The sequence below is a fragment of the Rhizobium sp. N324 genome, assembly GCF_001664485.1.
In the GTDB taxonomy this organism is placed as follows: Bacteria; Pseudomonadota; Alphaproteobacteria; order Rhizobiales; family Rhizobiaceae; genus Rhizobium.
This window is the reverse complement of sequence record NZ_CP013634.1, coordinates 277606-298989: the sequence shown is the minus strand read 5'-3', so window position 1 is coordinate 298989 and position 21384 is coordinate 277606. Positions and strand designations below refer to the sequence as shown.

The following is a 21384-nucleotide window of genomic DNA, read 5'->3' as shown; positions in this document are numbered from 1 at the left end:
CGCCGACCTCAACTGCCGAGGCCGGTCATGTCGAATACGGCCGCATTGTCCTGAATCTCGCGCAGCCCCTTATACGACGCATGGCGGAGACTGCCGTCATCGGTCCAGCCGCGAAACTCGATCTCGGCGATGAGGGTCGGCTGCACGAAGACGTAGCGTTTACCCTTCAGCGGAACGGCGGGCCGGTTGGTCTTCAACCGGTCGAGCGTCTTTTTCAACTGCTCGGCGTCGGTGGCGCTGAAACCGGTTCCGACCGAGCCCACGGAAATCCAGTCGAAACCCTTCTTGCCGGCGAGCAGCAGGCTGCCGATACCGCCGCGGGCAGATGCCGATTGTTCGTAACCGACGATCATGAAGCTCTCGCTCTCGACGCACTTGATCTTCAGCCAGTCGCCGGTGCGGCCGCTGCCGTAGGGCCGGTCGCGATGCTTGGCGATGATACCTTCCATATGATGGTGGCAGGCATGCTCGAGCAACTCTTCCGGAGGCAGGTCTATTTCTTCGGAAAAGCGGATCGTCCGATTGCCGCCTTCCGGTATCAGGTCTTCAAGAAGATGCCGGCGCACGGCAAGCTCGGTGCCCGTCAGGTCGTGGCCGTCCAGATACAAAAGATCGAAGGCATAGAGAATGGACTCGGTCGAAGCCCGCTTGCCGCCGCGACCGCCGAGTGACCGTTGCAGCGCGCCGAAATCCGATCGGCCGTGTTCGTCGAGAACCACCGCTTCCCCGTCCAGTATGGCGGTGGTCACGCCGAGTTCTTTGGCCGCCGCGGCGATGGCGGGAAAACGATGCGTCCAGTCATGGCCGCCGCGGGTGATGACACGAACGCCCTTCGGCTCGATGTGGATTGCCAGCCGGTAGCCATCCCACTTCACCTCGTAGAGCCAATCCGGCCCCACCGGCACAGTGGGTTTCAACAGCGCCAGGCATGGCTCGACCCTCGCCGGCATTGGATCGAACGGAAGGCTTGGCTGGTCGGGATCGCGCTTGCGGATCGGACGAGACTGCAGCGTCGCATCGGACTCGTTGAGGAATGGCAATGAGGGTCGGCGCGAGCGCGTCATGATCGTTGTCTGTCCTTCCCGGACTGGTTTTCAGGCTCTTCTCCAAACACGATGTCGCCTTTCCCTCTCTGCTCAATCGGATTTAGGTCCGGCGAGTATTTCGGCAAGAACCATAGGCTGGCGCCGCAGACGCTACACGGCCTGCACACTCTGGTCCTTCGGCAGCGAGATCGTCATCGCCGCGGCGACGGCGGCCGTAACTGCAACGGCGAGATAGATGCCGCTGAAACTCTCGGTCGATGTCTTAATCACGCCGCCGAAGAAATTCCCTGTCGTGCCGCCGATGCCTTGGAACACGGTGCAGATGCCTAAGACAGTCACCGCGACGCGGGGCGTGGCGCGATGTGAGACGTAGGCCGGCAGCAAGCCATAGATCGGATAAAAGCCCAGCGAAAAGAAGATGCCGGACAGAATCGAGAGTTCCATCGAGGGATCGAGGACGACGAGGCCGCCGGCGGCGAGGAAGCTTGAGTAACAGGTCAGCATGGCATAGCGCGATCCGAGACGCGACGATATTGTGCCAATGGCGAAGCCTGCGCTGATCCCCACCGCCCCGATCGTTGCCCAGAGCCATGAGGCAAAGCCGACGGAGTAGCCGAGTTCCTCGCGCAGAAACGGCGAGAGATAGGTGAGATAGGGATATGGCATCAGGCCGTTGATGAAGCCGAGCGCGAAGATCAGCGTCACCCATGGCATGATGGAGCGCAGGCTTGCTGAACCGCCGGCAGTTGGCGCCAGCGTTTCGTGACTTGTCCCGTTGTCGAAGAGGCCGGCCCGCCCGAAGAGAATGTGGGTGGCAACGGCCAGTGCGATCGTGGCCGCGCCTGTGAGGAACCAGACTATCTGCCAGTGACCGCTTCCGGCGTATGCCGCCACGAGTGCGCTGTTGATGAGGACGCCAAAGGCCGGGGCGCTGGAGATCAGGCTCATGGCAAAGCCGCGCTGTTCTGCTCTCACCACCCGCGAGGCAAGATTAATCATCGGCACGAAAGTCGATGCGCCAGTCGCTCCGGCGACCATCAGCAGGCCGGCAACCACATAGAGATTGTCGTTGATGGGGATGCTCGACAGGCAGAGCCCGCAGAGCGACACGGACGCCACCACCGTCCGTGCGGCGCCGATGCGATGGACGAGCCAGGTACCGAGCACGGCGAATGCCACTGTGGAAAACTGCACCAGGCCGGTGACCGTGCCGACGAAGGCATAGTCGAAGGCAAGATCTTTCCGCATGTCGGGGATGATTTGAGGAAAAAGGCTGAGGCCGAATCCGTAACACGTGCCGACGCAGGCAATCATGACGGCGACGAGGACGTTATCATGGATACGGACGCTAGTCATGATGATCGACCTCTGTTGGCAACCGTGTTCGCGCTCCCGCTCGACGCGATGATCATCTAGCATGGGCAGCCGGCGGACTGTCGGATCTGCGACGCCGGCTGCCTAAAACCTATATAAGCTAAGGGAGCGCAGAGCACGCGCTACGGCGTGCTCGCCTATGCTTTTCGCTGAACCGATCGCGCCGCCGAAACATCCAGCTCGATCGATCACCCGTTGACGCTCCGAACGCTCGCAACGCTGCCGTCGCAGGCCGCCCGGCGCTGAGCAAGCACCTTGACCGAAAAGAGCGCGTAGATGATCAACGGAAGGCAGACGAGATAGGATGTCCTGATGCCCGCATGTTCGGCAATGAAACCGAGCAGCGGCGGCGCCAGGAAGAAGGCGACGAAGGTCATCTGGCCAAGGGCGGCGACGTTGAGATGCGCCGCGCGATCTGTGCGCTGGGCCGCCGCCGAGACGGCGAGAGGATAGACAGCGCTGCAGCCGGCGCCCATCAAGGCAAAGCCCGCCAGTGCCACATAGGCATGCGGAGCGCCCCAGACGGCGCAAATGCCGATAGCCGAAAGGACAAGCAACATCGTGGCGACGGCCCGCGGGCCAAACCGATCGACCAGCGGATCGACGAACAGGCGCGCCAGTGCCATGCAGAAAGTAAAGAGCGTCAATCCTAGTCCGCCAATGAAGGGCTCGACTGAAAACACGTCGCGCATATAGATCGCCGACCAGTCGATCCCTGCACCTTCGACGAGAAAGGCCGCGATGCCGATCACGCAGAGCGGCATGAGGCTCCGGGTGGGAAGCGCCACCAGTGGCGCCTTGCCTTCATTCAAGGGGGACCGCGCGGGCGCATTTCGCATGCCTGAAATCGCCCAGACGCCGAGCACAAGCACCGCGGCAAAGGTCACGGCGAGATGGAGTTGCATCGAAATACCGGCTTGACGGACGACTGAGGAGACAAGCGCCGTGACGAAGAAGCCGAGGCTCCAGAAACCATGCGCCCTGTTCATCACGCCGCGTCCTAGCTGTGCTTCGATGCGATCAATCTCGACATTGAGATTGATCTCCAGCGCCCCGGCGAGCATCCCCTCGACGAAAAGCACACAGAACACGACCGGCGCCGCCCCAATCCACGGCACCAGCGACAGCAGCGCAGACGTGCCAAGAACAGTAATGAATGCCGTTGTCCGCGCGCCAAGCCGGGCGATCACGGGCGAAGACAAAGTCAACGAAATCAAGGCGCCGATCGCAGCCCCTATCAACATCAACCCAAGCTCGGACTTGTTGACGCCAAGCGCAACCTGCAAATCCGGCATCCTCGACAACAGCGCCCCCAGCGACACGGCGAAGAGAAAGAAGCAGACATAGATCCGCTGTTGCGGCGCGATTTTCATGATGCAACTCCGGGAATTGACGCTCGAAGTCGAACGCGCGCTTTTGGATTTGTGATGTCTAACTCACAGGGGCGGAGATCAAAACCTTATTCTGAGGAGATGCGACGGAGCAAGCGAAGGCGGTTGGCTTCCTGCGACCGCTGCCTGCGGGGACGTTCCGGATCAAGCGCCATGCGGGCGCTTCTGCCTAGCCGATGCTGGCGGTCTAAAGCGCCAACCGCAACTGCGTCTCCGTCCAGCGGCCCTCCGCTCCAGCGACTATAGTGAGACGCCGAGCAGAATCACGCTCTCACGGCAGCTGAGCGCCGCTGACGGCGACATAGACCGAATAGATCGAACGCGTCGCCGCAATAAACAGCCGGTTGCGCTTGGGACCACCGAAGGTGAGGTTGGCGACGGTTTGCGGCACGCGGATCTTGCCGATCAGTTTGCCGGCAGGATCGAAGCAATGCACGCCATCACCAGCACTCGACCAGAGGTTTCCGGTCACGTCGGTGCGGATGCCGTCCGGAATGCCGCTGTCGATCAGGCAGAAGACCCGGCCATTCGTCAGCCTGTTGCCGTCGGCCACGTCGAAAGCCCTTATATGGCGCGGCAGGCTTTCATCGTGGCTTGCCGCCGAATCCGCCACGTAAAGAATGGTCTCGTCGGGTGAGAAGGCAAGGCCGTTCGGCTGGATGAAATCGGTGGCGACAGCCGCAAGCCCCCCGGTCGCCGGATCGAGCTGGTAGACGTTGCGGGTCGGCTGCTCCGGCACGGCGCGATAGCCTTCATAATCCGACATGATGCCGTACGTGGGGTCGGTGAACCAGATCGTGCCGTCGGATTTCACCACCACATCGTTCGGCGAATTGAGCCTGGCGCCTTCGAAACGATCGGCGAGCACGGTAATCGAGCCGTCGACCTCGGTGCGCGTGACGCGGCGCATGCCATGTTCGCAGGAAATCAGCCGCCCCTGCCGGTCGCGTGTGTGGCCGTTCGCGAAGTTGGAGGGTTGGCGATAGACGGAGACGCCGCTCTCCGGCGTCCATCGCAGCATGCGCTGATTGGGAATATCGCTCCACAGCAATTGGTTCGCATCGTTGAACCAGACGGGACCCTCGGCCCAGCGGCAGCCGGAATAGAGTTCGTCGAGGCTAGCGCTCGTCACGATCAGCTGCCGGAACCGCGGGTCGTGGATTTCGTAGATGCTGGCGTCGGCCATGGCGGTCTTTCCGTTTATCGCATGCCGGCCCGGCGGCCGCCGGCGAGCATGATGACGCTGATGATGATGAGGCCGGTCATGATCAAGCGGATACCGGCGCCGACCCCGTAGGTGTTGAGCATGGAGACGACCAGGAACATGAAGAGCGAGGCGCCCCAGATGCCCGGCACGTTGGAATCGCCGCCGGCGACCGCCGTGCCGCCGATCACGACGACGGCGATCGACATCAACAGATATTCCGAGCCCATGTTGAGCGCTGCCCCGCCGGAAAAACAGGCGAGCAGATAGCCTGCGACGGAGGCGAGCACGGCGCAGAACAGATAGGTGACGAAACGCGTGCCGTCGACCGGTATGCCGGCCATGCGAGCCGCCGGCATGCTCTGGCCGATCGCCGAGATCCAGCGCCCGTAGATCGTCTTTTCGAGCAGGAACCAGGCAAGCAGCGAGATGAGGAGTGCTACGATCGCCACATTCGGCACGCCGAGCGTGTTCGACGTGCTGAATTCCGCCAGCAGGCCCGGAGGCTTGATCCGCAATCCGCGGTTCGTCCAGATCGCTGCGGACTGGACGATGAAGCTCATGGACAGCGTGGCGATGATCGGCGGAATGCGCAGCGCCTTGATCAGCGCATAATTGCCGAGGCCGACGACAAGGCCGAGGACGATGGCAATGAGAAGACCGGGCAGGATCATGCCGTTTTCGACATTCATCAGCTTCAGCGCCACCGTGCCGGCCAGCGTCATGGTGGCGGGAACCGAGAGGTCGATGTTGCCGGGACCGAGCGTGATGACGAACATCTGGCCGATACCGACGATGACCGAGAAGGCGGCGAAAGTGAGGGCTGCCTGCGACAAGCCGAGCGTGCTGGCGCCGAGCGTCACCATGATGGTCAGAAACCAGACGGCGAAGGCGGCAAGCCACGACCATATCCAGGGTTTGCCGAACAGACCGAGCAGCGGAGTCATCCGCGTTTCTCCCGCTTCTCCAGGCGGTTGAGCATCAGGCGAAGCGCGAGCACGATGATCAGGATCGCGCCTTGCGCGCCGATCTGCCAGTCCGGCGAGATGCGCAGGAAGGACAGGAACGAGCCGGCGAGCGTCAGGGTCAGCGCGCCGATGACGGCGCCGACAGGGGAGACGCGGCCGCCGATGAACTCGCCGCCGCCAAGGATGACGCCGGCGATCGACAGCAGCGTGTAGCGCAGCGCGATATTAGCATCGGCCGAGGTCGTCAGGCCGACGAGGGCGATGCCGGCGAGCACCGCGAACAGGCCGGCGAGGCCGTAGGCGCCGGCGCGCGCCGCGACGATCGACCAGCCGGCGCGCTCGACCGAGCGCTGGTTGCCGCCGATGCCGCGGATCAGCACGCCGAGCGAGGAGCGCATGACGAGAAGATGGGCGACGGCGGCGATGGCGATGCTGGCGACGATCGCCATCGGCGCCAGCGGCGGCTTGACGGTCATCAGCCAACGCACCCAATCGGGCGCCTGGCCGCCCGGTGCCGGCAGCAGCAGCACGGCAAGACCGCCCCAGACAAAGCTCATGCCGAGGGTCACGACGATCGACGGCAGGTTGCGCAGATGGATGACGACGCCGAGGCCCGCATAGATGGCGATCGCGCCGGCAAGGATCAGGATGCCGACCGCCGGCGCATCGCGCAGAAAGGTGGCGGTGACGCAGGCGACGAAGCTGACGAAGGTGCCCATCGACAGATCGAGATCGTTGACCGCCATCACCAGCATCTGGGCGATCGTCGCAAGCGCGATGGGCACAGCCAGGTTGAACAGCAGGTTGAGCCCGACATAGCTCATGGCGCGCGGCTGCAGCCAGAAGACGGCGGCAAGCAGCAGCGTCAGCGACAGAGCGGGGATGGCAAGACGCAAGGCGTCGGACGAGAGCCGGAACGTCATGCGGCGACCCCTTCGAAGGAAGCGGCGATGATATTCGTCTCGTTGACGGCGTCGTCGGCGAGTTCGGCGGTGATGCGGCCTTCGCGGAAGACGTAGACGCGGTCGCAGAGGCGGACCTCGTCCATCTCAGTGGAGTACCAGATGAAGGTGCGGCCGTACGCCGCTTCCTCGCGGATGATCGCGTATACCTCCTGCTTGGTGCCGACGTCGACGCCGCGCATCGGATCGTCCATCAGGACGACAGGCGCGCGTGTCGCCAGCGCGCGGGCAAACAGCACCTTCTGCTGGTTGCCACCGGAAAGCGATAGGATGCGGTTGGCCATATCGGGCGTGCGGATCTCGATCCGCCGCTTCCAATCGGCGCCCTTGGTCTGCTCTTCATCGGCGAGGATAAGGCCGTGCCGGGTAAGGTCGCCGAGCGACGCGATCGAGAAATTGCGCAGGATGCTCCAGAGTTCGAAGACGCCATTGAGGCGGCGGTCGCCGGCAACGAAGGTGACGAGCGGATCGCGCTCGGGCAGCCAGTTGCTAGACTGCGCGGCATGCAGGGCAAGCAGCAATTCGGTCTGCCCGTGTCCGGCCAGTCCCGCCAGTGCGATGATCTCACCCTTTAGCGCCGTGAAGGGAAGGCCTTTCGTCTGATGAGACAGAATGAGCGGAGCGGTGGATTGGTCGCGCGTCGAGCGCTGCGCCGTCTCCTCCTTCGCAACGGTGCCCATCGCTTCGACGAGACCGTTATGGTCGAAGCCCGGCGCTGGGCGCTCGGCGACGATGCGGCCGTCCTTCATGACGACGATGCGGTCGGAGGTTTCGAGGATCTCGTGCAGGATATGCGAGATGAAGATGACGGAGCCGCCGGCGGCAACGAAGCGGCGGACATGATCGAGCATCTGGCGGGCAAGGCTTGCATCGAGCGACGAGGTCGGCTCGTCGAGGATCACCAACCGCGGCGCAACGCCGGCATCGGAAAAAGCCATAGCAATCTCGACCATCTGCCGCTCGGCGATCGACAGATCGCCCACGGCCCGGCTGCTGTCGATGCCATGGCCGGGAAAGACGGCATCAAGGCTCCTCTCGATGATTCCAGCGGCGCGCCTACGCCAGCCGAAACCGCCGAGATGGCGATGCATGATGCGGGTGTTTTCGACGATGGAAAGATTGGGGCAGAGCGAAAGCTCCTGGAAGACGCAGCGCACCCCGCGGGCCCGCGCCGCGTTGATCCCATAGCGTTCCAGCCGCTCGCCGTCGCTCGCCACACTGCCTTCATGCGGCGTCAGGCCGCCGTTGATCACGCTGACGATCGTGGATTTACCGGCGCCATTGTGGCCGACCAGCCCGACGCATTCGCCCGGCATGACACGGAGCGTGACGCCGTCGAGCGCCCTGACCGCGCCGAAGCTGACCTTGGCGCCATCGACGGCGATCACCGCCTTCAAAACCTCATTCATCCTGCCCGCCACATCTGCTTCACAAAGAATGCCGCGCCGCCATTTGCGGCCGCGCGGCAGTCGCCGGGAGATTTACTTGGCCTGCTCGATAACCTTGATCGCGTCTGCCTGCGTGTATTCCACGTTCGCGACGCCGCCGGCCTGCGTATTGGCGAGGTTGGTTTCGAGATTGTCCTGGTCGATGCGCAGGAAGGGCACGACGAGATCCTTCTTGACCTGCTTGCCATCGAGGATCTGCTGAGCGACCCAGAAGGCGAGCGTCGAGACGCCAGGCGCGATGGAAACGGACATGGTCTCGTAGCCCTTGGCGTCCTTCTGCTCCTTCCACCACTTCAACTCGTCTTCGCGGTTGCCCATGATGATGGTCGGCATCTTCCGGTCGGTCGCGGCAATCGCCTGCGCGGCGCCATAACCGTCGCCGCCCTGCGTCACCACGCCGACGATGTCGGGCAGGCTCGGCAGGATGCCGGCAACCGCCTTCTGCGCCACGTCCTGCGCCCAGTCTCCGTGGACGGAGCCGACAACCTTGAACTGCGGGAACTGCTTGACGCCGTCGTGAATGCCGGCCGAGATCTCGTCATCGACGAAGACACCGGCCAGACCACGGATCTCGAGCAGGCTGCCGCCCTGCGGGAGTTTCTTCGACAGGTACTCCACCTCGCTGCGGCCCATTTCCTTGAAGTTGACGGCGATGCGCCAGGCGCAGGGTTCGGTGACGATGCCGTCGAAGGACACCACGGTGATGCCCGCGTCGCAGGCTTCCTTGACCGCGCCGTTCAGCGCCGTCGGCGAGGCGGCATTCAGCACGATGGCGTCATAACCCTGCAGGATCATGTTCTGGATCTGCGCCGCCTGCTCCGTCGCCTGGTTCTCGGCGGTGGTGAAGGGATCGGCGGCGGCAACGACGCCGGCCTTGACGGCCTCGCCGGTGACTTTGCCCCAGCTCGTCAGCATGGCCTGGCGCCAGGAGTTGCCGGCATAATTGTTGGAAAGGGCGATTTTCTTGGCCGACGTGTCGGCAAAGGCGGAAACGGGCATCGCGGCGCAAGCAATAGCGGCCGATGCCAGAAGCATCTTACGAATTGTCATGTCTCTCTCCCTCTGATCGCGCCGGTCGGCGGATCGTTCACTCCTGCGCGCCCAAAATGGGCTCGAGTGAAAATTGTTCTTGCACTGAGCTTCCTCCTCTCAGTAAGGGCAGGATGCGGGAGATCGACCGGGCTGTACAGGGGCAAGGCAGCAAGTCGTTTGCGGGTTTTGCGCAATTAGCTGCGGGTTTACGCAAGACGGCGGCGCTTCCGCGGGCGCTTACTGCAAAGGGCGCGCTGCGGGTTGAGGAGCCTGCTGCCGTCTCGGGGAGGAACCACCATGCTGCATCGCGCACCCGCAGCCATGTTCGACCACTATCTCGGCATTTCCCGGCTGCTCGCGGGCCAGCTCGACTTCCGCTCAGCCATCCGTTCGGTTGCGGCCGAGGTCGCCCATATCATCCCGCACGACCACCTCGACGTCTGCGTGCTGCTCGAGGGCGGCAACTATCACACGGCCTATGAGACCGGCATCGAGACCGCCTGGGGCGACCTTGCCGGTGCGCCCGTGGTCAACAGCCCGATCCGTTCGCTGCTCCGGGGCGAGGTGGATTTTCTGCTGGCGGACGATGCCATGACGGACCAGCGTTTCCACTTCGAGGGCGCCTTCAAGCGGCCGATCGTCGAAGAGTCGCTGCGGAGCCGCCTGCATGTGCCGATGAAAGTGCAGGGCACGATCATCGCTGCGCTCTCCTGTTCATCGCGAACGGCGGGGGTCTATACGATGGAGGATATCGAACGCGCCCGCATCATTGCCGACCTGCTGACCCCCTATTTCTTCGCGCTGCAGGCTGCCGAGCAGGCGCAGCGCTCGGCCATCGTCGAGGCGGAGGCCCGGGCCCGCGAGGAGGGGCTGCGGCAGGGCGCGCTGAAGCTGACCGAGGCGCTGGAGCAGGAACGCCAGCGGATCGGCATGGACCTGCACGACCAGACGCTCGCCGACCTGACGCGGCTCGCCCGCCGGATCGACCGGCTGTCGCGCAACGGCGAGGTGACGCCCGAGGCGCTGGAGCCGGTCTCCCGCTCGCTGCAGCATTGCATGCAGGATCTGCGGCAGATCATCGAACAGGCCAAACCCTCGGTGCTCCAGCTCTTCGGCCTCGCGCAGGCGATCGAGCATCATCTCGACCGGTCGACCCGCGACACCGGATCGGCCATCGAATGGGGTCTGGTCGACGAAACGCACGGCGCATTGGAGCGGCTGGAACCGACCGTCAGCGTCGCGCTGTTCCGGATTGCCCAGGAGGCGATCAACAATGCGGTGCGCCATGCCGCCCCGCTCGCCGTCACGGTGCGGCTCGAAGCCGACGAGGAGCGGCTGTCGATCGAAATCTTCGACGACGGCAGCGGGCTCGCCAAGGCGCGCGGACGGATCGGTGGCGGCATCGACAATATGAAGACCCGTGCGCGACTGATTTCGGCGCGCTTCACCACCGGCCCCGGCCACAACAATCGCGGCACCGTGGTGCGGGTCGTCCTGCCGCTAACCCCGCACGACCCGGCGAGCGGGCCGGACCGAGGAGAGACACGATGAAGGTTCTGATCGTCGAGGACGACCCGCTGCACCGCTCCTATCTGCACGAGGCGGTCAACGCCGCCCTGCCGGAATGCGATACGGTGATCGAGGCCGAGAACGGCACGGTCGGCGAGAAGCTCGCGCGCGACCATAAGTCGGCGCATATCGTCATGGACCTGCAAATGGCGAGCCGCAACGGCATCGAGGCGGCGCGCACCATTTGGAAGGAGCGGCCGGAGACCCGCATCCTGTTCTGGTCGAATTATTCTGATGAGGCCTATGTGCGCGGCGTCTCGCGCATCGTGCCGGATGGCGCCGCCTACGGCTATGTGCTGAAATCCGCCTCCGACGAGCGGCTGAAGCTGGCGCTGCGCTCGATCTTCATCGAGAGCCAATGCGTCATCGACCGCGAGGTGAGGGGCCTGCAGCAGAAGAGCCTCGGCCAGACCAACGGCTTTACCGATTCCGAATATGAAATCCTCGTCGATATCGCGCTCGGTCTTACCGACCGGGCGATCGCCAAACGCCGCGGCCTGTCGCTGCGCAGCGTGCAGAACCGCCTGCAGCAGCTCTACGACAAACTCGACGTCTACCAGAGCGCCGGCGACGACCACGAGGACGGCCGCTTCAATCTCCGCGCCCGCGCCATCACGGTGGCTTTCCTGCGCAAGCTCCTGAATTACAGCGCTCTGGAGCGGGCCGAGGCAGAGTTGCAGGAATGGCTCGACGGAAAGTAGTCCGGAGCTGCTGGAAAGCCTATAATCTGCCCAGGCGGGTCAGGCGATCGCTTTCAACGGCGCCCGGCTGCTCGGCGCCGCCTCAGGCTTGCCGAACAGGAAGCCCTGCATCTGCGCCGGCTGGCTTGCATGAAGGATCGAAAGCTGTTCCTGCGTCTCGACGCCTTCGGCAATCACCGGCAGGTTGAGCGTCGACGCCATCTCGATGACATTCTCAAACAGCGCCCTGATGGTGGGATCGACGCCGATGCCGGCAAGGAAACGTCTGTCGATCTTCAGCTTGTCGAACGGAAAATCCCGCAGATGGGCGAGCGAAGAATAACCGGTCCCGAAGTCGTCGAGAACGACCCGGATACCCGTCGCCCGGAGCTGACCGAGCTTGGAAAGCACGGCGGCCCGATCGTGGAACAGCGCCGACTCGGTGATCTCGAGCTCCAGACGGTCAGGCTGCAGCCCGGTTTTCGCAAGAATTTGCGAGACCTGCTCCACCAGGTTCGGCATCAGGAACTGAACCGGCGAGATGTTGACCGCGATCGCCAGCGGAGTTTTCCACGAGGCTGCTTCGATGCAGGCCTGTTCCAGAACCCAGATCCCGATGGGGATGATGCAGCCGGTTTCTTCGGCGGCAGCGATGAAGTCCGCCGGGGCAAGAACGCCTCGGCTTGCATGGCGCCAGCGCAACAGCGCCTCATAACCGCACGGCTCTTGCGAGCATGTGTCGACGATCCTCTGGTAGACGAGGAAAAGCTCTCCTTTGGCGAGTGCGTGCCGCAGATCGTGTTCGAGCTGCCGCTTGGCATGCAGTTCGATGTCCATCGCCGCCTCGAATGTGCAGGCTCTGCCGCGGCCGCCGCTTTTGGCTCGGTAGAGAGCCATATCGGCATTGTTTCTGAGACGCCGACCGGTAACGCCGTGCTCGGGGTACAAGGCAATCCCGATACTGGCGCCGAATCCCGAAAAGGTGGCGAGTTCTGCGAACTCGTGGGCGAAAGCCGTCAGCAGATCTGTTGACAGTGCTTCCGTCTGTTGGCGGGACGCGTTTTCGAGGATGATGCAGAATTCGTCTCCGCCCATGCGGGCGATCGTCACATCGGCCGGCAAAGCGCGGATCAGGACCTGCGCGACGCGCTGAAGCACCGTATCCCCTTCGGCATGGCCGAACGTGTCGTTGACGAGTTTGAACCGGTCGAGATCGAGGGCAAGAAGCGCCAGCCCGCTGGGTGTTTCTGCAGCACCTGATATCGCCATCTCGAAACGCCGGTCGAATTCGCGGCGGTTCGCCAGGCCGGTCAATGGGTCATGGCGCGCCATATGCTCGATCCTGCGGCTCGCCTCATGGCGCTCCGTCAGATCGCGTACGGCGATCACCTGGCATTCGCGCCCACGATATTCGATCGTTCGAGCCAGAATCTCGACCGGAATCATATCCTGGCCCGCGCGCAACACCGCTCCCTGGCAGGTGTCGATGCCGAGGCGCCTCTCGACCGCAAGCACCGCGTCGACTGGCTGCCCTTTCAGAAACGCGGCTGCCTTACCGGCCATCGCAGCGAATTTCTCGTTGAGATCGATGACGACATTCTCCTGGGCGATGACCAGCCCCTCGAACGAGGCATTCGCCAGCCCGCGCAGATCGGTCAAATGACGGTCGAGAAACAGCGCTGCGGCCGCTCCGAGCAGGATCAATGTGGAGATGATCGAGACGGCGATGGCGATGGCGATCCGATCGACGGAGGAGAGATCGGCGTGCACGGGCTCGGCCGAAGGGGTGATCTGGACACCGCTCATAGACACGGTGTGGAGGCTGCAGATCGCCAGGACGATGCACGCCGCGCCGGCAAAAATGTGAAAACGCCTGCTTGCGCTATGCCGCAGGGCCGCAACCGCAACGATGCCGAAGCCGATTGCCATCGCACAGGCGACGATCGATTTGTCCAGGGCGAGCGAAACCATGCTGAAAGGCGTGATCGCAAGCAGCCCGACGAAATGCATTGCCGCAATGGCAACGCCAAACAGGACCCCGCCGGATGCCTGGACAAGCTGGCCGCCATTGATGAAAGCGATTTCAACCGCCACCGCAAACAGGACGATGGCGGCGATAATCGACAGAATGATCAGAGGTCCGTCATAGCCGATCGGCACCGGGCCGGCATAAGCCAGCATCGCGATAAAATGGGTTGCCCAGGTGCTGGCGCCGAGGACGACGGCAGCAGCGATGAGCCAGGAGTGGCGATGGTGCCGCACGCATTCCTGCGCACGCGTCAACATGAAAACCGCCGTCAGGCTGCCGAAGCAGCAGATCGACAGGGCAACGAAAAGCAGCGTCCAGTCATGCTGGTCGGTGATACATGAAATCACAGTGAACATGGCATCTCCCGAAGGTGCGGGGAGGGTGCCAACGCGGGCCTAACGAAATCATATAGGCTTCGTTAAAATGCCGGTCATCCATGCAAAAACCACAACGAAAGGACGAAAAGAATGTGTCTCTCGACAAACAGCTGAGGAAGCCGGCCGCAGCAGCAGCTCGGTGGCTTCGGTTGGGGAAAATCAACTTCCGGCAAAGGTATCAAGAGCCCGTAAGCCGGATCGAACGCTTGGCGGCTGCCAAAGATGGGCCTGAGATGACACGGTAGCGCGCCTCGACAAGGTTGTATATTCCGAAGGCTGCCAATCCGGCGGCGACGGCGATGTAGAGGAAGGATCCGAACGGAAGCTGGCGGACCCATTCCAGGGCGTCGCCCATGCTGCCGGCCTGTTGCGGGTCCACCCGGAAGCCGGCATAGGCGAAAAATATCCCGGTGATCGCGAATACCGCGCCGCGGGCGACGAGACCGTAAACGCAGATCAATGTCACGATTCCCTTGCTGTCCGGTATTTTGACGTAGCGCTCGAACTTGCGGGTGATGCCCTTCACGACCGTCACGATGCCGCCGATGACCAAGCCGGCGCCAACGGCGATCGCAAGATAGGAGCCGAACGGCTGCGACATGATCCATCCCGCCAGCCCCCTCTCACCGGAACCTTCGCTCCCGCCGCCGAGGAAGATGGCGTGACCCAGTGCATATCCGGCAAGGCCGAGATACGTGACGGCACTGCCGAAGAGTGCGGCCCGGATCACCAGTGCCTTTCCGTCCCGCCCGTGGCCGTCGCTATCCGCCAGGGACTGCGCCAGCCTCCAGGCGACAAATCCGAGAAGACCAAGACCAATCATTCCGACCCAGATACGCCCGAACGGCTGCGCAAGCAGCGTCGAGAGCGCCGACTTCGTTTCCGGCCGGCCGCCGGCGACGCCGGAAAAGAGCGCCAACCCCGCTATCAGCAGAAAAACGACACCGCGCGCCACGTAGCCGCCTTTGGCGAGCACATCAAATCGAAAGCCTTTGCTCATCAGCATTTCCCCATCCGTAGTCAGCGCGCGGGGTTAACGCGCCAGACTTCCGAAAGTTTGCTGAGAGGACTCGCAGAGGTCCGCGGGATGGTGGAGAATGGAGCTTCGGTCTTCACCGGCAACGCGGTCGTTTGCGATTGGGAGCAGCTATTGCCTCGCCAGTTCCATAAGATGGATTACGCCACATTTACACGTAAACGTTGACTTGCACGCCCCTTAAGTTGCACTCCACTGCCCGCTTACGTCGCAACGGCATCGAGATGCGCGCCGCGTCCGTCGTTTCCTATCGCACCTCGAATTCCGGATCGGGCGGAACCTGCATGGCGAGAGCCAGATGATTTGTCTGTGCGGCAAGCCCGATGACCGTCAGGAGTTCGCCATGCTGGGCATCGGTCATGCCGCGGGCGCGAGCGGCCGCGGTATGGGATTGAATGCAGTACTGACAGGCATTGGCCGTCGACACGGCGATGTAGATCATCTCCCGCGTTAGCGGATCGATGGCACCTTCGACCGTCATGACCGATTTGAGCGTTTCCCATACCCGCTTGAGATTGGCCGGATCGTTGGCAAGGGCACGCCAGAAATTGTTGATGAAATCGGTATTGCGCGTCGCCCTGATGTCATCGAACACGGCTTGCACCGCTGGAATGGCCGCGGCCTCTTGATCCGACAGAAGTTTGACTGTTGCCATCGAAAGTTCCTTTCCGGCGCCGATTTACGGCCTCACGCATGACTTTGCCCGGCGATCCCACGCCGCAACGGAAGATACGAAGAAACGGCAATGGCCGCCAGCCTCCCTGCCGGCGAGAAAATCGAGGCGGCTGTTTCACGAAAACAGCTTAAATTAGAAATTATTGTCTACAGATTTTGTAGATTATACGGTTCCATAGCCCTGTCGACTTCAGCGCTGAAATCTCGACGCCCAACGGATGCGATCCTTGGGCGCATGCGACCTGCCGAGTTCATCCAATATCAACAGGAGATTTCCATGAGCAATCCGGTTCTCGTCAATCAGATCATTCCCGACATCGATGTCGTCCCGCTGACCGGCCGTGTCGGCGCCGAAATCAAAGGCATCCGCCTTGGCGGAGAGCTTTCCGATGCAACGGTGGCAGCCGTCAACCAGCTTCTCCTGAAACACAAGGTCATCTTCTTCCGCGATCAGGGACATCTTGACGATTCCGAACAGGAAGCTTTCGCGCGCCGCCTCGGCGATCTCGTGCCGCATCCGACCCAGGGACCGGTCTCCGGCACGGCTTCCATCCTCAATCTCGATTCCAGCCGCGGCGGCGGCAGAGCCGACCAGTGGCACACCGACGTCACCTTCGTCGATGCCTATCCCAAATTCTCCGTGCTTCGCGGCGTCGTCATTCCGGCATCCGGCGGCGACACGATCTGGTCCAACACCCATGCCGCCTACGAAAGCCTGCCGGCGCCGCTGAAACTGCTGGCGGACAATCTATGGGCCGTTCACAGCAATGCCTATGACTATGCCGCCGTGCGCCCTCGCGCCACCACTGAGGAGAAGAAGCATTTCGAGGAGGTTTTCACCTCGACCATCTACGAGACCGAGCATCCGGTCGTGCGTGTCCATCCGGAGACCGGCGAAAGGTCGCTGCTGCTCGGGAATTTCGTTCAGCGCCTTGTCGGCTTGTCGAAGAACGATTCTGCCAAACTCTACGAAGTGTTCCAGTCCTACGTCACCGCCCCGGAAAATACCGTGCGCTGGCGCTGGCGGGCCGGAGATGTCGCAATCTGGGATAATCGTGCGACGCAGCACTATGCCGTCAACGATTATGGCGACCAGCACCGCGTCGTGCGCCGCGCCACCGTCGACGGCGATGTTCCCGTCAGCATCGACGGCCGCCGCAGCATAACCCATGTCAAGGCTGCCAAGCCGCAAGCCAAGGCGGCCTGATCGTGCACGAATGAGTGCCGCCCGGAAGCAAAATGCGCCGCATGCCTTACGAGAAGGACAGCTTCTCGCTCGGCCGGGTCAGCGTTTCCGGGCGCAGCACCGCATCGAGATGCTCCTTTTGCATCAGCCCGCGCTCGAGAAGAATTTCGTAAACCCCCCGTCCCGAATGATGCGCTTCCAGCGCAACCTCGGTGGCGTTGCGGTAGCCGATATAGGGGTTGAGCGCCGTCACGATGCCGATCGATTGCTCGACCGTCTGTCGCAACCTCTCGCGGTTGGCGGTGATGCCTTGAATGCAGTTCGCCTCAAGCGTCAGGCAGGCATTGGTCAGGTGGCTGAGACTGCGATAGAGGCTGTAGAAGATCACCGGCTCGAAAGCGTTCAGCTGCAGCTGGCCGGCCTCTGCGGCCATGGTGATCGTCACGTCATTGCCGATCACTTCGAAGGCGACCTGGTTGACGACCTCGGGGATCACCGGGTTGACCTTGCCGGGCATGATCGAGGAGCCGGCCTGGCGTGCTGGAAGGTTGATCTCGTTGAAGCCGGCCCGCGGCCCCGAGGACAGAAGCCGCAGGTCGTTGCAGGTCTTGGAAAGCTTGACCGCCACGCGCTTGAGAACACCCGAAAGCTGCACGAAGGAGCCGCAATCCTGCGTCGCCTCCACCAGATCCGGTGACGTCACCAGATCGACGCCGACGATTTCGGACAGGCGCTCGCGCACCAGCGCCGCATAACGGGGATGGGCGGTGATGCCGGTGCCGATCGCGGTGGCGCCGAGATTGATCTCGCGGATCAGCGAGACGGCTTCGGAAAGCCGTGCCTCGTCCTCCGCCAGCATCAGGGCATAGGTTCCAAACTCCTGGCCGAGGGTCATCGGCACGGCGTCCTGCAATTGCGTGCGGCCCATCTTCAGAACGTCGGAAAACTCGACCGCCTTGGCCTCGAAGGCCCGGCGCAGGATCGCCATGGCGTCGACCAGACGATGAACGCCGATCCACGCGGCGAGCTTCAACGCCGTCGGGTAGACGTCGTTGGTAGATTGCGAGAGATTGACGTGCTCGTTCGGATGCAGGTGCTGGTACTCGCCGCGGTGATGGCCCAGGATTTCGAGCGCCCGGTTGGCGATCACCTCATTGGCGTTCATGTTGGTCGAGGTTCCCGCCCCACCCTGGATCAGATCGACGACGAACTGATCGTGCAGCGCCCCGTCGCGGATTTCGATGCAGGCCGCGATGATCGCATCGGCCCGCTCCTGATCCAGAAGGCCGAGGCTAACATTGGCCTGAGCCGCCGCCTGCTTGATCGCCGCCAGGGATGCGATCAGATCCGCCGATTCCTTCAGCGTCTGACCGGTAATCGGAAAATTCTCGACCGCGCGCAGCGTATGCACGCCGTAATAGGCCGAGGCCGGCACGTCGCGATCGCCGATCAGATCGTGCTCAACGCGGATAGCAGTCATATCGGATGTCGTCATGGCGAGAACTTTCGAGAGGGCGCTGTGGGATGCATTGCGGCGGCTGAATGGAATGCTGGAGACGCGGCGGGATAGCGGCGTCCACAGACGTCATCCGGCCGGGGCGGCAAGACGAGGATCGTCCCCGTCCGCCTCCGATCCGCGCAGCTTGAACGGAAAAGACACGCCGCCTGTCGTAACACCCATCGTGTTCACGCGCTGGGGATGATGGAACGGCGCGAGCCGGCTTAGGATATCAGCCGAGCCGATGCCGAGCCGCTGGAGAAGCTCCGTCACGACGGCGTAAAGGATTTCGAGATTGCCGTCCTCGATCTTGACCGAGATGCCGAGCGCACCGTCCGTCCCCAATCGCCGGGTTTCATCCGAGGCCCGCACGCCGATCGCGTAGCTGGCATCCGCCCCGAGCTTGCCGATGAGGGCGCCGTTATATGCACGCATCAGCGCTGTGCAGTAGCGCCCCTCACCCGCGACCATGTCAGGATGGCGCGCCATTGCATGGAAGATGCGGGCCAATGCCGGACCCCGCGTCGACAGGCCCTTGCCCGCCTCGTAGCCGTCCGCTACCGCGGCAAGCTTGGCATAGATGCGGGCCAGCCGGTCCAGCGGAAAAGCGGGGGTCGGGAGATTGCATCCGTCGACCCCCCATTCGACGTCCTCAACATCCAGATCGCAGAGTTCGGCGACGGTGCGCTTGACCCTCCCCTGCATCGGATGATCCGGCAGGTGGTAGCCTTCCATGCCTGCGCCGATCGCCCGGGCGCCGGCAAGCATGCCGACATGCTTGCCCGAGCAATTGCTGCAGACGCCTGTCGGGACAAAGTCCTGCTTGATCCATGAGCGGTTGACCGTTTCCGACAGCGAGGGATGGCCGCCGCAGCGAAGGTCAGCCTCCTCGGCCTTGATCTTCGACAGCATGGTTCGCGTGCGCGCGATGTGCCGCTCTTCGCTGCTGTGGGACGCGCACATCAGCGCAATATCCGCATCGTCGAAGCCGTAACCAGCAAAACCCTCCGTCTCCAGGATGGCAAGCGCCTGGGCCGGCTTGGCGGCGGAGCGGGCAAGCGTCATGCGCTCGGGATTTCCCAGCGCGTAAAGCAGCCTGCCCGTTGCATCGACGACAGCCGCGTGGACGCGATGGCGGTTCTCGACGATGCCGCCACGATCGGTGACGACGAAATCCTCACTCGGGGTCATGTCTCTCTCCATTCATGCCGTACCCCGGCGGCGACATGCGCCGCCGGAGAAAGCTTGGATTGTCGATCGGTGTCAGGCGAGATCGAAACCGCCGCGATCCTCGCCCTGTTCGGCGGCGAGCATGTAGATGCGCTCACGCATCAGCAGCCAGCCGACCACCAGCGCCGGAATGATCAGCGCCAGAGAGGCGACCGTGTAGGTTCCGACCGGATAGTCGAGGGCCATGAGGATCACGACGACGGCAAGGAAACCCAGGGTCAGCAGGCCGGTGTAAGGCGCGCCGAACATCCGGAATTCAGGCCGCGCCAGCTTGCCCTGCCGCGACAGCTGCCACAGCTTGAGCTGGCACAGCACGACCACGCCCCATGCCGCGATGATGCCGAGGGCGGCGACATTCAGGCCGATCTCGAAGGCTTCTGCCGGAACGACGGCGTTCAGCACGACGCCGAAGGCGGTCACGATAGCCGTCACCGCAATGCCGACATAGGGCACGCCGGATCGGTTCATCTTCGCCAGCGCCGCCGGAGCCGACCCCGAAATCGCCATGGAATGCAGGATGCGGCCTGTGGAATAAAGGCCGGCATTCAGCGACGACAGGACGGCTGTCAGCACGACCAGGTTCATGACCACGTCGGCGCCCTGGATGCCGATCTTGCCGAAGAAGGTCACGAACGGGCTCTCGCCGCCCTTGTAGGCGGTATAGGGCAGCAGCAGCGACAGCAGCAGGACCGAGCCGACATAGAAGACCACCAGGCGCAGAACGACCGTGCGGATCGCCCGCGGCATGACCTTGCGGGCATTTTCGGTTTCGCCGGCGGCGGTGCCGATCAGCTCGATCGAGGCATAGGCAAACACCACGCCCTGTATCACCACCAAGGCGGGCAGGATGCTGTTCGGGAACATGCCGCCGAAATCGGTGATCGTGTTGAGGCCCGGAACATGGCCGTCGATCGGTGTGCCGGTGACGACGAAGTAGACGCCGACGATCAGGAAGACGACGAGGGCGAGGACCTTGACGAGGCTGAACCAGAATTCCAGTTCGCCGAAGACCTTCACCGACAGAAGGTTCATCGAGAGGACGAGGACCAGCGCCGCGAGCGCAAACACCCACTGATCGATCATCGCGATCCAGGGGACATAGGCCTTGAAGAAATTCATGTAGAGGGCGACCGCGGTGACGTCGGCGACCGCCGTCATCGCCCAGGTCAGCCAATACATCCAGCCGACCGCGAAGGCGAGCTTTTCGCCGTAAAATTCCCGGGCATAGGAGACGAACGAGCCCGAGGTCGGGCGATGGACGATCAGTTCGCCGAGCGCCCTCAGAACGAGGAAAGCGAAAAAGCCGCACAAGGCATAGACCAGCACAAGTGCGGGCCCGGCAGCGGCAAGCCGGCCGCCAGCGCCGAGAAACAGCCCCGTGCCGATGGCGCCGCCGATGGCGATCATCTGGATCTGCCGCGGCTTCAGCGCCTTGTGGTAGCCGAGATCCTCCTCGGCAAAGACCTGGCCTTCGGCCTCGCTTCTATTGGATTGCATGATTGTCATTTCTCCTCCCTATCCCTGGGTTCGGCAACCTCCCGGCCGCCCCTCCGCGCAGATGTCATAAAGATGTTAATCTGCTATGCGGTCTGACAGGTTTGCCGAATAAAGGAAAAACCACCCTGCAGTCAAGGATTTTCCCTCTGCTATTTGTGGATGCGTCACCGGCGGCCTGGAGA

General features: G+C 62.9%; 17 protein-coding genes. 3 read left to right on the top strand and 14 right to left on the bottom strand.

Annotation, left to right across the window (positions count from 1 at the left end; all coding sequences use genetic code 11):
- Positions 1-8 precede the first annotated feature (8 nt).
- The 8 genes from ligD to AMK05_RS28995 all read right to left on the bottom strand — a co-directional run bounded on the left by ligD (position 9) and on the right by AMK05_RS28995 (position 9443).
- Positions 9-1064, bottom strand: a complete 1056-nt coding sequence (ligD, locus tag AMK05_RS29030; protein WP_064843453.1) for a non-homologous end-joining DNA ligase — start codon at positions 1062-1064, stop codon at positions 9-11.
- 132 nt (positions 1065-1196) lie between these two features.
- Positions 1197-2402 carry an MFS transporter gene (locus tag AMK05_RS29025; RefSeq protein ID WP_064843841.1) on the bottom strand — a complete coding sequence of 402 codons (1206 nt, stop codon included), beginning with the start codon at positions 2400-2402 and terminating at the stop codon, positions 1197-1199.
- 206 nt (positions 2403-2608) lie between these two features.
- Entirely contained in the window at positions 2609-3793 is a 1185-nt protein-coding gene (locus tag AMK05_RS29020) for an MFS transporter (protein WP_064843451.1), read from the bottom strand.
- A 289-nt stretch (positions 3794-4082) separates the two neighbouring features.
- Positions 4083-4997 carry an SMP-30/gluconolactonase/LRE family protein gene (locus AMK05_RS29015; protein WP_064843449.1) on the bottom strand — a complete coding sequence of 305 codons (915 nt, stop codon included), beginning with the start codon at positions 4995-4997 and terminating at the stop codon, positions 4083-4085.
- Positions 4998-5011: 14 nt separating this feature from the next.
- On the bottom strand, positions 5012-5962 hold the full coding sequence (locus AMK05_RS29010; RefSeq protein ID WP_064843447.1) for an ABC transporter permease: 951 nt from the start codon (positions 5960-5962) through the stop codon (positions 5012-5014).
- Positions 5959-6906: an ABC transporter permease gene (locus AMK05_RS29005; protein WP_064843446.1), complete on the bottom strand. Its 948-nt coding sequence runs from the start codon at positions 6904-6906 to the stop codon at positions 5959-5961. The genes AMK05_RS29010 and AMK05_RS29005 overlap by 4 nt, the downstream gene beginning before the upstream one ends.
- On the bottom strand, positions 6903-8354 hold the full coding sequence (locus tag AMK05_RS29000) for a sugar ABC transporter ATP-binding protein (protein ID WP_064843445.1): 1452 nt from the start codon (positions 8352-8354) through the stop codon (positions 6903-6905). The genes AMK05_RS29005 and AMK05_RS29000 overlap by 4 nt, the downstream gene beginning before the upstream one ends.
- Positions 8355-8426: 72 nt before the next feature.
- Positions 8427-9443, bottom strand: coding sequence for an ABC transporter substrate-binding protein (locus tag AMK05_RS28995; RefSeq protein ID WP_064843444.1), 1017 nt, complete (start codon positions 9441-9443; stop codon positions 8427-8429).
- Between the two features lie 279 nt (positions 9444-9722).
- Here AMK05_RS28995 and AMK05_RS28990 point away from each other — a divergent pair, with 279 nt between their 5' ends.
- Both AMK05_RS28990 and AMK05_RS28985 read left to right on the top strand, forming a co-directional pair.
- Complete coding sequence (locus AMK05_RS28990; protein ID WP_064843442.1) at positions 9723-10976, top strand: GAF domain-containing sensor histidine kinase; 1254 nt, start codon at positions 9723-9725, stop codon at positions 10974-10976.
- Positions 10973-11695, top strand: coding sequence for a response regulator transcription factor (locus AMK05_RS28985; RefSeq protein WP_064843440.1), 723 nt, complete (start codon positions 10973-10975; stop codon positions 11693-11695). Before AMK05_RS28990 ends, AMK05_RS28985 begins: the two co-directional genes overlap by 4 nt.
- A gap of 39 nt (positions 11696-11734) precedes the next feature.
- Here the strand turns inward: AMK05_RS28985 and AMK05_RS28980 are convergent, their stop codons facing one another.
- The 3 genes from AMK05_RS28980 to AMK05_RS28970 form a co-directional block, all read right to left on the bottom strand.
- Positions 11735-14059, bottom strand: coding sequence for a putative bifunctional diguanylate cyclase/phosphodiesterase (locus AMK05_RS28980; protein WP_064843439.1), 2325 nt, complete (start codon positions 14057-14059; stop codon positions 11735-11737).
- Between the two features lie 199 nt (positions 14060-14258).
- A complete protein-coding gene (locus AMK05_RS28975) occupies positions 14259-15080 on the bottom strand; it encodes a DUF1206 domain-containing protein (RefSeq protein WP_064843438.1) in 822 nt (273 codons plus the stop codon).
- Positions 15081-15363: 283 nt separating this feature from the next.
- Positions 15364-15771, bottom strand: a complete 408-nt coding sequence (locus AMK05_RS28970) for a carboxymuconolactone decarboxylase family protein (protein ID WP_064843437.1) — start codon at positions 15769-15771, stop codon at positions 15364-15366.
- Between the two features lie 297 nt (positions 15772-16068).
- Between AMK05_RS28970 and AMK05_RS28965 the strand changes: the two genes are divergently transcribed.
- The gene (locus AMK05_RS28965) at positions 16069-16998 is read left to right on the top strand and encodes a TauD/TfdA dioxygenase family protein (RefSeq protein WP_064843436.1); all 930 of its coding nucleotides are present in this window, start codon (positions 16069-16071) and stop codon (positions 16996-16998) included.
- Between the two features lie 46 nt (positions 16999-17044).
- Here AMK05_RS28965 and aspA read toward each other — a convergent pair whose 3' ends face one another.
- From aspA to AMK05_RS28950, 3 genes are all read right to left on the bottom strand, one after another.
- On the bottom strand, positions 17045-18472 hold the full coding sequence (gene aspA / locus AMK05_RS28960) for an aspartate ammonia-lyase (RefSeq protein WP_064843432.1): 1428 nt from the start codon (positions 18470-18472) through the stop codon (positions 17045-17047).
- Between the two features lie 90 nt (positions 18473-18562).
- Positions 18563-19666, bottom strand: a complete 1104-nt coding sequence (locus AMK05_RS28955; protein ID WP_064843430.1) for an asparaginase — start codon at positions 19664-19666, stop codon at positions 18563-18565.
- A 72-nt stretch (positions 19667-19738) separates the two neighbouring features.
- Positions 19739-21211 carry an amino acid permease gene (locus AMK05_RS28950; protein WP_064843428.1) on the bottom strand — a complete coding sequence of 491 codons (1473 nt, stop codon included), beginning with the start codon at positions 21209-21211 and terminating at the stop codon, positions 19739-19741.
- Positions 21212-21384 lie beyond the last annotated feature (173 nt).